The 12,545-nt window shown below is 73.7% G+C and carries 14 protein-coding genes; 11 read left to right on the top strand and 3 right to left on the bottom strand.

What is annotated here, in order from left to right; translation table 11 throughout:
- The first annotated feature begins 27 nt into the window (after positions 1–27).
- The 3 genes from prcA (at position 28) to OC439_RS28805 (ending at position 2,646) form a co-directional block, all read left to right on the top strand.
- The gene (gene prcA, locus OC439_RS28815) at positions 28–861 is read left to right on the top strand and encodes a proteasome subunit alpha (RefSeq protein WP_262016168.1); all 834 of its coding nucleotides are present in this window, start codon (positions 28–30) and stop codon (positions 859–861) included.
- Positions 862–1,009: 148 nt separating this feature from the next.
- Positions 1,010–2,368: a Pup--protein ligase gene (pafA, locus tag OC439_RS28810; RefSeq protein ID WP_013286109.1), complete on the top strand. Its 1,359-nt coding sequence runs from the start codon at positions 1,010–1,012 to the stop codon at positions 2,366–2,368.
- A 59-nt stretch (positions 2,369–2,427) separates the two neighbouring features.
- Positions 2,428–2,646, top strand: a complete 219-nt coding sequence (locus tag OC439_RS28805; protein ID WP_262016167.1) for a hypothetical protein — start codon at positions 2,428–2,430, stop codon at positions 2,644–2,646.
- Positions 2,647–2,733: 87 nt separating this feature from the next.
- Here OC439_RS28805 and OC439_RS28800 read toward each other — a convergent pair whose 3' ends face one another.
- Both OC439_RS28800 and OC439_RS28795 read right to left on the bottom strand, forming a co-directional pair.
- The gene (locus OC439_RS28800) at positions 2,734–3,819 is read right to left on the bottom strand and encodes a DUF3866 family protein (protein WP_262016166.1); all 1,086 of its coding nucleotides are present in this window, start codon (positions 3,817–3,819) and stop codon (positions 2,734–2,736) included.
- A gap of 44 nt (positions 3,820–3,863) precedes the next feature.
- Positions 3,864–4,856 (bottom strand): cation diffusion facilitator family transporter, encoded by a 993-nt coding sequence (locus OC439_RS28795; RefSeq protein WP_262016165.1) that lies wholly within the window; start codon positions 4,854–4,856, stop codon positions 3,864–3,866.
- Between the two features lie 105 nt (positions 4,857–4,961).
- On the opposite strand from OC439_RS28795, the gene OC439_RS28790 reads away from it, so the two are divergent.
- The 5 genes from OC439_RS28790 (at position 4,962) to tatC (ending at position 8,742) form a co-directional block, all read left to right on the top strand.
- The gene (locus OC439_RS28790; RefSeq protein ID WP_013286115.1) at positions 4,962–5,960 is read left to right on the top strand and encodes a helix-turn-helix transcriptional regulator; all 999 of its coding nucleotides are present in this window, start codon (positions 4,962–4,964) and stop codon (positions 5,958–5,960) included.
- The gene (locus tag OC439_RS28785; protein WP_135239964.1) at positions 5,957–6,964 is read left to right on the top strand and encodes a helix-turn-helix transcriptional regulator; all 1,008 of its coding nucleotides are present in this window, start codon (positions 5,957–5,959) and stop codon (positions 6,962–6,964) included. The genes OC439_RS28790 and OC439_RS28785 overlap by 4 nt, the downstream gene beginning before the upstream one ends.
- Before the next feature lie 10 nt (positions 6,965–6,974).
- A complete protein-coding gene (locus OC439_RS28780; RefSeq protein WP_135239965.1) occupies positions 6,975–7,223 on the top strand; it encodes a hypothetical protein in 249 nt (82 codons plus the stop codon).
- A gap of 217 nt (positions 7,224–7,440) precedes the next feature.
- The gene (gene tatA, locus OC439_RS28775) at positions 7,441–7,767 is read left to right on the top strand and encodes a Sec-independent protein translocase subunit TatA (protein ID WP_194801580.1); all 327 of its coding nucleotides are present in this window, start codon (positions 7,441–7,443) and stop codon (positions 7,765–7,767) included.
- A gap of 21 nt (positions 7,768–7,788) precedes the next feature.
- Positions 7,789–8,742 carry a twin-arginine translocase subunit TatC gene (gene tatC / locus OC439_RS28770; protein WP_262016164.1) on the top strand — a complete coding sequence of 318 codons (954 nt, stop codon included), beginning with the start codon at positions 7,789–7,791 and terminating at the stop codon, positions 8,740–8,742.
- A gap of 230 nt (positions 8,743–8,972) precedes the next feature.
- Here tatC and OC439_RS28765 read toward each other — a convergent pair whose 3' ends face one another.
- Positions 8,973–9,857 carry an ABC transporter substrate-binding protein gene (locus tag OC439_RS28765; protein WP_262016163.1) on the bottom strand — a complete coding sequence of 295 codons (885 nt, stop codon included), beginning with the start codon at positions 9,855–9,857 and terminating at the stop codon, positions 8,973–8,975.
- Between the two features lie 187 nt (positions 9,858–10,044).
- On the opposite strand from OC439_RS28765, the gene OC439_RS28760 reads away from it, so the two are divergent.
- From OC439_RS28760 to OC439_RS28750, 3 genes are all read left to right on the top strand, one after another.
- Entirely contained in the window at positions 10,045–10,743 is a 699-nt protein-coding gene (locus OC439_RS28760) for a hypothetical protein (protein WP_064446096.1), read from the top strand.
- A gap of 109 nt (positions 10,744–10,852) precedes the next feature.
- Entirely contained in the window at positions 10,853–11,503 is a 651-nt protein-coding gene (locus tag OC439_RS28755; protein WP_410054970.1) for a fasciclin domain-containing protein, read from the top strand.
- A 107-nt stretch (positions 11,504–11,610) separates the two neighbouring features.
- Positions 11,611–12,537, top strand: a complete 927-nt coding sequence (locus OC439_RS28750; protein WP_262016161.1) for a diacylglycerol kinase family protein — start codon at positions 11,611–11,613, stop codon at positions 12,535–12,537.
- Positions 12,538–12,545: the final 8 nt, after the last annotated feature.

Raw genomic sequence — 12,545 nt, 5'->3', positions numbered from 1 at the left:
CAGTCCCGCAGAAGGAGAACCGCCGCCGTGGCCATGCAGTTCTACGCCTCGCCCGAGCAGATCATGCGCGACCGCTCCGAGCTGGCCCGCAAGGGCATCGCCCGGGGCCGCAGCGCGGTGGTCCTGAGCTACGCGGGCGGGGTGCTCTTCGTCGCCGAGAACCTGTCCAGCACGCTGCACAAGGTCAGCGAGATCTACGACCGGATCGGCTTCGCCGCTGTCGGCCGGTACAACGAGTTCGAGAACCTGCGCCGCGCGGGCGTGCGGATGGCCGACCTCAACGGGCTCAGCTACGACCGCCGCGACGTGACCGGCCTGGCCCTGGCGAACGCGTACGCGCAGACGCTCGGCGCGATCTTCACCGAGCAGTCGAAGCCGTTCGAGGTGGAGATCTGCGTGGCCGAGGTGGGCGCCAGCGCCGAGGACGACTCCCTCTACCGGGTGACCTACGACGGCTCGGTGAACGACGAGCCGGGCCGGATGGCGATGGGTGGCCAGGCCGAGGCGATCAGCGGGGTGCTGAAGAACGAGCACCGGCCGGAGATGTCGCTGTCGGAGGCGGTCCGCGCCGCCATGAAGGCGCTGAGCAGCGTCGGCGGCGAGGGTGGTGCGGCCCGCACGATCGCCGCGAACCAGCTCGAGGTGGCGGTCCTGGACCGGCGCCGGGTGGGGCGTACGTTCCGGCGGATCACCGGCGCGGCGCTGACCGCGCTGCTGAACGGCGAGGCCGAGGGGGACGTCGCGCCGGCGCCGGGCCGGGCGAAGACGCCGACGGTGCCGACGGAGGAGGCGAAGAAGCCGACCACGTCGGCGGGTTCGGCCGATCTGGAGGGCAACGCGGAGGACAAGCCCGCCGAGTGAGATCCGCGCTCGCGGACCCCGCCACCTCGCCGAGGTGGCGGGGTCTTTCGTGTACGGAGCCCGCCACCTCCCCGATCCGGTGGGGGAGATCGCAAGCGGCGAGCGTCGGCGCTGCCCATCGGAGGCTCCGGGCGGCTAGTGTCTCATCATGGAGCGGCGAATCTTCGGCCTCGAAACCGAGTACGGCGTCACCTGCACCTATCGCGGGCAACGCCGACTGTCCCCCGACGAGGTCGCGCGGTACCTGTTCCGGCGGGTGGTGTCGTGGGGCCGGTCGAGCAACGTGTTCCTCCGCAACGGCGCCCGCCTCTATCTCGACGTCGGTTCGCACCCGGAGTACGCGACTCCGGAGTGCGACTCGGTGACCGACCTGGTGGCACACGACCGGGCCGGTGAGCGGATCCTGGAGGGGCTGCTCGTCGACGCGGAGAAGCGGCTGCACGACGAGGGCATCGCGGGCGAGATCTACCTGTTCAAGAACAACACCGACTCGGCCGGCAACTCGTACGGCTGCCACGAGAACTACCTGGTGTCCCGGCACGGCGAGTTCGGCCGGCTGGCCGACGTGCTCATCCCGTTCCTGGTCACCCGGCAGTTGATCTGCGGTGCGGGCAAGGTGCTGCAGACGCCGCGCGGCGCGGTCTACTGCCTGTCCCAGCGGGCCGAGCACATCTGGGAGGGCGTCTCGTCGGCGACGACCCGCAGCCGGCCGATCATCAACACCCGGGACGAGCCGCACGCGGACGCGGAGCGCTACCGCCGGCTGCACGTGATCGTCGGCGACTCGAACATGAACGAGGTCACCACGCTGCTGAAGGTCGGCACCGCCGACATCGTGCTGCGGATGATCGAGGCCGGCGTGGTGATGCGCGACCTGACGCTGGAGAACCCGATCCGGGCCATCCGCGAGGTGTCGCACGACATCACCGGCCGGCGCAAGGTGCGGCTGGCCTCCGGCAAGGAGGTCTCGGCGCTCGAGATCCAGCAGGAATACCTGGCCAAGGCGACGGAGTTCGTGGAGCGCCGGGGCGGCGACCAGACCGCGAAGCGAGTGGTCGACCTGTGGGGCCGGGTGCTGCGCGCGGTCGAGACCGGCGACCTGGACCCGGTGGCCCGGGAGATCGACTGGGTCACCAAGCTGAAGCTGATCGAGCGCTACCAGCGCAAGCACGACCTGCCGCTGTCGCACCCGCGGGTGGCGCAGATGGACCTGGCCTACCACGACCTGCGGCGCGGGCGCGGCCTGTACGGGCTGCTGGAGCGCCGCCGCGAGGTGGACCGGGTGGCGACCGACCCGGAGATCTTCGAGGCGAAGGAGACGCCGCCGCAGACGACCCGGGCGCGGCTGCGCGGCGAGTTCATCCGGCACGCGCAGGAGAAGCGGCGCGACTTCACCGTGGACTGGGTGCACCTGAAGCTGAACGACCAGGCGCAGCGCACGGTGCTGTGCAAGGACCCGTTCCGGGCCTACGACGAGCGGGTCGAACGGCTGATCGCCAGCATGTGATCGTGCGGGCGGCCGGTGCCCGGCACCGGCCGCCCGTCCACGGGTACGCTGGCGTCGCGATGAACACTTCCGAATCCGCCGGTGGGCCCGGCCGCGAGACGTCCTCCGACCGTGACGGCACCGAGAAGCTCAACTGGATCGACCGCCGGCGGGAGAAGATCCGCGCCGAGATCGAACGCAACAGGCGCGGCGACTACACGGTGCCGACGTGGGTGCTGGCGGTGGCGCTGGCGCTGATCGTGGGCGCCTGGCTCGGGCTGATCCTCTTCCTCGGCTGAGCGCCGCGCCGGTCAGCCGAGTCCGCGACGCCGGCCGCGCCTGTCCCGCGACGCCGGCCACCGCGGTCCGGTAGCGGGCCGCGCCGGTCAGTTCAGCAGGCCCGCCGCGTACCGGCCGGCGGCGGCCGCGGCCAGGAAGTAGGCGTGGTCGGCGTTCAGGCCCCGGCCCATCGTGGACAGGCCTACCGGACTTGCCCGCAGCGCCGCGTCCAGGCCGTCCGTCGGCACGGTGACGATCCGGTGCCGGTCGGCCAGCGGCGTCAGCGCGGCGGCGACCTCCGCGGCCAGGCCGGGGTCGAGACCATCCGGCACGACCAGCTCCGCGGGGGCCAGCGCCACCCGGCCGTACGCGGTCAGGCTGTGGTGGGAGACGCCACGGTGCCGGGGCCGGGCGTCGGCGTCGGAGATGCGCAGCGAGCCGACCGGGCGTCCGCCCAGCGTGGCGATCGCGTTCACCGCCTCGCCGACGGCGACGCCGGAGAAGCCCCACCGGGTGCCGGTGCCGAGGTTGCCCGGCCCCTGGGCGACGATCGTCAGGTCGGCGTCGAGCACGTGCCGGGCGGCGAGCAGGCCGCTGTGCAGCGTGCTCGCCTCCAGGTCGCCGCCGAACGCCTGGCCCACGCTCACCGTCCCCACGAGGTGCCCGGCCAGCCCGGCCAGGGTGCGGGAGAACCAGGCCGGCAGCGCCCCGCCGTCGGTCAGCACGTACGCGACCCGGGCGTCGGGCGCGTCGGCGCGTACCCCGGCCAGGATCGCCGGCAGCGCGGAGTGCAGGTCGGCGGTGACCACCGGCATGCCGCCGACGGTGTCGGCGGCGGCGAGCCGGTCGTGGTGCGGTGACGCTTCCTCGTCCACGCCGAGCAGGATCGGTTGCAGTGGCGTGTAGCGGGCCTTGACCAGGTGTCCGGCGTCGCGGCTGTCGCCGGCCTGCGGCGGGTCCGGGGGCAGCCGGTCGGGCAGCGCGACGACCAGCGCGTAGCCGCCGGTGCCGAGGCCCATCAGCAGCGCCCCGGCGTTGAGCAGCACCCGGTCGCCGGGTTCCGGCTCGCCGACCAGGGCCGGGTAGGCCAGGGCGCGCATCCTGGTGCCGTCGGGCAGGTCGACGTCGAGTTCGACGGCGCCGGTCCACCGTCGCCGTACCGTCGTCACCGTGCCGGACCGCCATCGCACCATGCGGTGCACGGTATCGGCCGCCACCGGGACGGGCGCCGGGCGGGTCAGGCGTCCGGGTCGTCGACCGGGCGGCCCGCCTCGTCCTGGGTGGTGCGGGCAGTCCGGCCGGCCGAGCGGGACCGGGTGGGGTCGAGGAAGACGTACGCGATCTCCGGGAAGTGCCCGGTGAGCCGGCGTTCGGCCTCGTCGGCCGCGGCCTCGATGTCGGCGCCGGTGGCGTCGTCGCGGAAGTCGACCTTGGCGGCGACGAGGATGTCGTCCGGGCCGAGGAACATGGTCATCAGCGTGTCGACCCGGTCCACCGTCGGCACGTCGGCCAGTTCCCGTTCGATGCGCCGGTGCAGCCGGTCCGACACCGAGCGGCCCACAAGCAGCGAGATGTTGCTGCGCGCCAGGACGGCGGCGACCACGAGCAGCAGCACGCCGATGAGGATCGAGGCGATGCCGTCGTACAACTCGTCGCCGGTCAGGTGCGACAGGGTGAGCCCGCCGGCGGCGATCAGCAGGCCGATCAGCGCGGCGCTGTCCTCCAGGAAGACCGCCTTGACGGTGGTGTCGGCGGTCAGGCGCAGGTAGCGGCGCGGGGTGGTGCCCCAGCGGCGGGACTCGCCGCGCACCTGCCGGACCGCCCGGGCCAGCGACACCGACTCGATCGCGAAGGAGACCGCCAGCACCACGTACGCGACGAGGTATTCGCCGCTGTGCTCGTGCACCAGGATGGTGGTGACGCCGTGCGTGATGGCGAAGCCCGCCCCGGCGACGAAGGTGAACAGCGCGGCGAGGAACGCCCAGACGTAGCTCTCCTTGCCGTACCCGAAGGGGTGCCGGGTGTCGGCGGGCCGCGCGCCGCGGCGCAGTGCCAGGTAGAGCAGTACCTCGGTGGTGGTGTCGGCGAGCGAGTGGGCGGCCTCGGAGAGCATCGCCGCCGAGCCGGAGATCAGGCCCGCGACCAGCTTGGCGACGGCGATGGCGAGGTTCGCCGCGCCGGCCACCACGACGGTGCCGACGCTCTCGGTCTTGACCTCCGGTTCCGCCATGCGATCACCCTATGACCGGTCGATGTCCGCCGCCGGGCGGGAAGACCCCCGCGCCGCGCCGCGCGGGTGCCCGCGCCCGACGTGCGGGCTGCTAGCGTTTGGGCCGTGTCCCGGACCCGTACCGAACGCCTGGTCAACCTGGTGATCTGCCTGCTGTCGACGCGACGCTTCCTGACCGCCGCGCAGATCGCCGCGACCGTGCCCGGCTACGAGCACGACCCGGACGACGCCAAGGACCACGAGGCGTTCCAGCGCAAGTTCGAGCGCGACAAGGCCGAGCTGCGTGAGCTGGGGGTGCCGCTGGAGACCGGCACGGCGAGCGTCTTCGACGCCGAGCCGGGTTACCGGATCGCGCCGCGCGCGTACGCGTTGCCCGACATCCCGCTCGAACCGGACGAGGCCGCCGCGGTGGGCATCGCCGCTCGGCTGTGGCAGCACGCCGGCCTGGCCGCTGCCGCGTCGTCCGGGCTGGCGAAGCTGCGCGCCGCCGGCATCGACGTCGACCCGCAGGCCACGCTGGGCCTGGAGCCGATGGTGACTGTCGACCCGGCGTTCGCGCCGCTCACCGCCGCCGCGCGGGACCGCCGCGAGGTGAGCTTCGACTACCGGGTGCCGGACCGGGACGCGCCCACCCGCCGCCGGGTGCAGCCGTGGGGCGTGGTGTGCTGGCGCGGCCGGTGGTACGTGGTCGGCCACGACCTGGACCGCGCGGCGACCCGCTGCTTCCGGCTGTCCCGGGTGGTCGGCACGGTCCGGGCGACCGGCGAGCCGGGCGCCTACGAGCCGCCCGCCGGTGTCGACCTGATCAGCCACGTGGCCCGCTGGTCCGGGCCGGTGGAGCGCACCGGCCGGGCCACCGTGCTGGCCACACCGGGGCGCGCCGCCGGGCTGCGCCGCTGGGCGGTGGAGTGCCAGGCCGGTCCGGACGGCGACCGGCTGGTGCTGCCGTACGCCGACGCCGACTACCTGGCCGGTCAGATCGTCGGGTACGGCCCGGACGTCCGCGTGCTGGAGCCACCGGAGGTGCGGGAGGCGGTCATCCAGCGCCTCAAGGAGGTCGCCGCCCGCCACGACGAGCTGGCAGTGACCGGGGGTGCCCGGTGACCCGCCCGGCGGCCCGCGCGGGCCGTGCCTCCGCCGACCGGCTGGCGCGGCTGCTCAACCTGGTGCCCTACCTGCTGGCCCGGCCCGGCATCGAGATCGCCGAGGCGGCGCACGACCTCGGCGTGACCGAGAAGCAGCTCCGGGAGGACCTGGAACTGCTCTGGGTGTGCGGGCTGCCCGGCTACGGCCCCGGTGACCTGATCGACATGGCGTTCGACGGCGACCGGGTGACGATCACCTACGACGCCGGTATCGACCGGCCGCTGCGGCTCACCCCGGACGAGGCCCTGGCGCTGGTGGTGGCGCTGCGGATGATCGCCGAGACGCCGGGCGTGGCCAACCGGGAGGCGGTCGAGCGGGCACTCGCCAAGATCGAGAACGCCGCCGGTGACCTGGCCGGAGCGCCGGTCGAGGTCCGTCTGCCAGGTGACAGCGCCCGGGTACGCGAGCTGCGCGCCGCCGTCGAGCGTGGCCGGGCGCTGCGGATCACCTACTACACGGCGGCCCGGGACGAGACCACCGAACGCACCATCGACCCGCTGCGGATGCTGATGGTCGGCGGCCGGGCGTACGTGGAGGCGTGGTGCCGCCGCGCCGAGGCGGTGCGGCTGTTCCGGGCGGACCGGATCGACGCGGTGACCGAGCTGCCGGAGCAGGCGGTCGTGCCGCCGCAGGCCCGCCCGCACGATCTGAGCGACGGGGTGTTCCGCCCGTCGGCCGACCTGCCGCTGATCACGCTGCGGATCGGCCGGGGCGAGCGGTGGATCACCGAATACTATCCGTGCGAGCGGGTCGAGGCCGACGGCGAGCAGTGGGTGGTGTCGCTGCGCGTCACCGACCTCGGGTGGGCCCGGCGGTTCGTGCTCGGGCTCGGCCCGGAGGTGACCGTGGTGGCCCCGGCCGAGCTGGCCGAGCAGGTACGCGCCCAGGCCGTGGCCGCGCTCGACGCGTACGCCACCCCGGCCGGCAGCGCCGACCCGGCGGCGGCCGGCGTCACCCGATAGGCTGACCGCCGTGGTGACGTGGATCGTGCTCGGGGTCGTGGTGTTCGCGCTGGTCGTACTGGCCCTGGCGATCCGTCCGGTGGTGAGCCGCCTGCCTGGGCTGCGCCGTTCCGCGCTGGCGTTGCAGCGCCGGGCGGGCGAGGCGGAGTCGCTGCGGTCGGCCGCCGAGCAGTTGCAGGCGCGGGCCGAGTCGCTCCAGGAGCGGGCGGCGCTCGCGCAGGAGCGGATCACGTTGATCAAGGCCAAGCGCGGCGACTGATCGACGGCTGTCGGCCCGGTGAGCGTCGTCTGCGCGTTCCCGGGTGGTTACGCGCAGGAATGCGCGGACCTGGACGGTTGACGGGACACTTCGGGTTGGTCGAAACTTCACCGATCGGGCCCGCACCGGCAGGCCCGCGGGGGTGGCAAGCCGCTGCGACACACGTACGATGGGCGACGACCCACCCCTCACCGACACAGAGCGACTGGAGCTTCCCATGGGTGCCCTCAAGCCGTGGCACATCGCCGTACTCGTGGTCGTGCTGATCCTGCTGTTCGGCGCGAAGCGGCTCCCCGACGCGGCCCGCTCGCTGGGCCGCTCGCTGCGGATCATCAAGGCCGAGACCAAGAGCCTGCACGACGACGACCGCGATCTCGCCGAGAAGGCCGACGCGCAGGCCGGCTACCAGCCGCTCCAGCCGCAGCAGCCCGTGCAGGGGCAGCCGTACGCCCAGCAGCAGTACACGCAGCAGCCGTACGCGCCGCAGCCGCAGCAGCCCGTGGCCCCGCCGGCCGACCCGGTGCAGCGCGTCCGCGAGAACTGATCCGAGAGGGCCTCAATCACCGTGGCCTTCGGGTTGAAGAAGCGCGGCCCGAGCAACTTCGCGCGGGCCGCCGACGGCTCGATGACGCTCATCGAGCACATCCGTGAGCTGCGTAACCGGCTGTTCCGGGCGTCGCTGGCGATCCTGGTCGGCTTCGGCTTCGGCATCTGGCTGGCCGAGCCGGTCCGGGTGCTGCTGTCGAAGCCCTACTGCGACCTGCCGCAGTCGTTCGACCCGGCGACCGGCAAGTGCAAGTTCGTGCAGCTCGGTGTCGCCGACGTCTTCCTGCTGAACCTCAAGATCGGCCTCTGGGTGGGCCTGATCATCGCCGCGCCGATCTGGCTCTACCAGCTCTGGGCGTTCATCGCACCCGGCCTGCACCGCCACGAGCGGCGGTACGCGTACGTCTTCACCGCCCTGGCGGCCCCGCTGTTCGCGGCCGGCGCGGTGCTGGCGTTCTTCGTCACCACCAAGGGGCTCGAGTTCCTGCTCGACGTCTCCGGCGACGACATCGCGACCAATCTCGAGGTGACCCGCTACATATCGTTCGTCACGAACCTGATCCTGCTGTTCGGTGTGGCGTTCGAGTTCCCGCTGATCGTGCTGATGCTCAACTTCGTCGGCCTGGCCAGCGCCAAGCGACTGCTGAGCTGGTGGCGGGTGGCGGTGTTCGTGTTCTTCGCGTTCTCCGCCGTGGTGACGCCGACGCCCGACCCGTTCGGCATGACCGCGCTGGCGATCTGCCTCTGCGCGCTCTACTTCGCCGCGGTGGGGGTGGCGTTCCTCAACGACAGGCGGCGCGGCCGCGGCCGTGAGGCCTACGCCGGCATCGCCGACGACGAGGTGTCACCGCTGGACCTGTCGGACGAGCCGGTGCCCACCGGCGGCCGGATCGCGGCGTCCGAGCCGATCGGCGCACCCGAGCCGATCGTCGCCCCGAAGCCGATCGAGCGCCGCTACGACGACATGACCTGACCGACCCCGCTCACCGCCGGACGCCGTCCCCACCTCACGGGGACGGCGTCCGCGTCTCCCCGGCAGCCTTTCCGAGCCCTCCCGGCGCGCCCCACCCCATCCCACGTCGATCTTGGACTTTGTGCCCGCCCAGTGCCCGATATCCACTCTTTGCCCGGGCCGAAACTGCAAGATCGCCGGGGCGGGGCGGGGCGGGGCGGGGCGGGGCGGGGCGGGGCGGGGCGGGGCGGTCAGGTGAGGCGGCGGGCTGCTGTGGGGTGGGGTGGGGGGACGGAATCCGGGTGCAGGATGGCGGCTATGGTCTCGGCGCCGTCGACCAGGCGCGGCCCGGCGCGCACGATCAGCCCGTCCGCGTCCAGCGCCCACACCTGCGCGTCCGGGAAGTGACCGGCCACCGCGGCGGCCTGCTCGGCCGCGCCGCCGAGACGGAACCCGCAGGGCGCCACCAGCACCACCTCGGGACGGGCGGACCGTAGCGCCGCCCAGGTGGTGGGCGTGGACCGGGCGCCGCGATGGGTGGCGACCGGCTCGCCGCCGGCGACGTCGACCAGGTCGGGGATCCAGTGCCCGGCGCCGAACGGCGGGTCGACCCACTCGACCACCGCGACCCGTGGCCGGGGCCGGCCCGCCACCGCCGCGCGGACCGCCGCGAGCCGGGCCCGCAGACCGTCGACGAGGGCCTCCGCGCGTTCCGGCACCCGGGCCGCCGTGCCGACCGCGCGGATCGACGCCAGCACGTCGTCGAGGGTGTACGGGTCGAGTGACAGCACGTCGGCCCGGCACCCCAGGTGGTCCACGGCGTCGGCGACCCGGCCCGAGGGCAGCGCGCAGACGCGGCACAGGTCCTGGGTGAGGATCAGGTCCGGGTCCAGCCCGGCCAGCGCACCGGCGTGCAGCGTGTAGAGGTCGGCGCCGGCCGCCACCTGCGCCCGGACGTACGCGTCGATGTCGCCGGGACTCATGCCGCGGGTGTCCCGGCCGCCGACGACCACTGTGGTGCCCGACCGGTACGACGCGGGCACCTCGCACTCGAACGTGACGCCGACCAGGTCGTCGCCGAGGCCGAGCGCGTACACGATCTCGGTGGCGGAGGGGAGCAGGGAGACCAGGCGCATGCCCGCCATCATGCCCCGCGCGCGGACCACCGCCGGCCGGGGCCGGACTTCGGTCGCCCTCGGGCCTTGCCGGGACGCCGTACGCGCTTAGACTCTGCTGACTCCGCCGAGCCCCCCGGGCGGTGTGCCGGGGTGCGTCGGCGCCCCGTTCCGGTCAGCCCGTCTGACCTGTGCACCGGAGAACCCGATGAAGAGCCGTACCGCCGCCGTCCTGACCGTCCTCTGCGCGGCCACCGCGCTCACCGCCTGCGGTGACGACGAGCCCGCGCCGAAGGGCCAGCAGGTGCCGGTGACCGCCACCGACACCAGCTGCGAGGTCACCACCACGCTGTTCACCCCGGGCACCGTCACCTTCACCGTGACCAACCGGGGTCAGCAGGCCACCGGGGTCTACGTCTACGGCCGGGAGGGCGACGCCTTCACCAAGGTGATCGCCGAGGTCGCGGACGTGCCGGCGGGCCGCACCGGTGACCTGCGCGCGTCGCTGCAGACCGGCACGTACGAGGTGGCCTGCAAGCCGGGCCGGCAGGGCGACGGCGTGCGTACGAAGATCACGGTGTCGGACGACGGCAACCTGGCCAGCGCCGCGGCCGAGGTGGCCTACGACCGGTCGGTGACGATCGAGCTGACCGACGACGCGATGACCGGTGTGGACGCCCTGATCGCGGAGCCGGGCGAGAAGCTCGCGTTCAAGGTGACGAACAAGACCGCCGGGGCCCGGACGCTGTACGTGCTCAACCCCGACGGCAAGCGGGTCGCCGAGATGAAGGCCGAGGCCAACGGCACCGCCGAGACGGTGGTGACGCTTGGTGCGGCGGGGGACTGGTCGCTGAAGGTCAAGGGCGACGGCGTGCCGTCGGTGAGCAAGCGGCTGGTGGTGCGCTGAGGCGGCCGCGAAAACCGTCGATCCGGGTGCATCCACCGGGGAGGGTCGGGGCGAAGCAATGGTCGTGACGACAGTCACGGACCTGGTCGCTTCGACGAAAGGCTCCCCGATGAACATCGCTCGTCTCGCCGCCCGGCTGGCCGTGGGCGCCACCGCGGCGGCGGTGGCCACCACCGCCGTCGCCGTGCCCGCCCAGGCCGGCACCAAGCAGCCGGGTACGCGGTCGCTGGCCGCCGTGCTCACCGCCGACAAGAGTGGCTTCGACCGCAACTCGCGGGACTTCGACGTCCTCACCAAGGCGGTCCTGACGGTGCTGCAGGCCAAGCCGGACTCGCCGGTGAAGGTGCTCACCGACGGCACCGTCGCGCTGACCGCGTTCGTGCCGAACGACTACGCGTTCCGCGAGCTGGTGCGGGACATCACCGCCGCGAAGAAGCTGCCCGGCGAGAAGGCCGCGTTCGACGCGGTCGCCGGCCTGGGCGTGGACACCGTGGAGGACGTCCTGCTCTACCACGTCGTGCCCGGCGCGACGATCGACCGGAAGGCGGCGCTGAAGGCCGACGGCGCGGACCTGACCACCGCGCTCGGCGCCACCGTCGAGGTGGACGTGAAGCGCTGCTGGTACGGCCGCGAGGTGCGCCTGGTCGACGCCGACACCAGCGACCGCAACGCGAAGGTGGTGCGGTACGACATCAACAAGGGCAACAAGCAGATCGCGCACGCGGTGGACCGGGTGCTGCGCCCGATCGACCTCCCCTGAACCACCCCCGCCACGGCGCCCGGCACCCCCTGCCGGGCGCCGTCGGCGTGTGCCGCCCACCCGCCGTGTGACCTGGGTCTGGTGGGCGGCGCGAGCTGTGCCGTACGGTGCTCGCCGTGACCGCGCACGATCATGTCCTGCCCGGCCCCGTCGCCGTGCTCGCCAACCCGACCGCGGGCCGGGGGCGGCACCGCGGTCTGCTGCCCGGGATCCTGGAGCGCCTCGCCGGAGCGGGCCGCCCGGTCGAGCTGCTGCGCGCGCGTACCCCCGAGGAGGCGGAGGCGGCGTGCCACGCCGCGGTCGCCGGCGGCGCCGGGGCGCTCGTCGCAGTGGGCGGCGACGGCACCGTGCACCGGGCGATGCAGGCGGTCGCCGGCACCGATGTGCCGTTCGGGCCGGTCCCGGCGGGCACCGGCAACGACTTCGCGGTGGAGACCGGCTTCCCGGCCGACCCGGCGGCCGCGGTCGAGGTGATCACCGCGGCGCTCGCCGCCGGCCGCTCCCGGCCGGTGGATCTGGCGCGGCTGTCCCGGCCCGGTGAGGCCGGCCGCTGGTTCGGCGCGGTGCTCGCGGCCGGCTTCGACGCGATCGTCAACGAACGCGCGAACCGGATGCGCTGGCCGCGCGGCCCGCGCCGGTACGACCTGGCGATCGTGGTGGAGCTGGCCCGGCTGCGGCCGCGCCGCTACCGGCTGGTCCTCGACGGGGTGGCGCAGGAGGTCGACGCGGTGCTCGTCGCGGTGGGGAACACGGCCAGCTACGGCGGGGGCATGCGGATCTGCCCGGACGCGGACCCGCACGACGGCCTGCTGGACGTGGTGGTGGGCGGCCGGTTCGACAGGCGCACGCTGATGCGGGTCAAGCCGCAGATCTACCAGGGCACCCACGTCACGCACCCGCTGGCGCGCGTCTACCGGGCGCGGACGGTGGAGCTGGCCGCCGAGGGCATCACCACGTACGCCGACGGGGAACGCTCCCTCGACCTGCCGGTGACCGTCACCGCCGCGCCGGCGGCGCTGCGGCTGCTGCGCTGACCCCCGCC

The sequence above is a fragment of the Micromonospora sp. Mcm103 genome (assembly GCF_024519755.1).
Classification (GTDB): domain Bacteria; phylum Actinomycetota; class Actinomycetes; order Mycobacteriales; family Micromonosporaceae; genus Micromonospora; species Micromonospora aurantiaca.
Note: the sequence above shows the minus strand (reverse complement) of the source record. Positions and strands in the feature narration are given on the sequence as shown.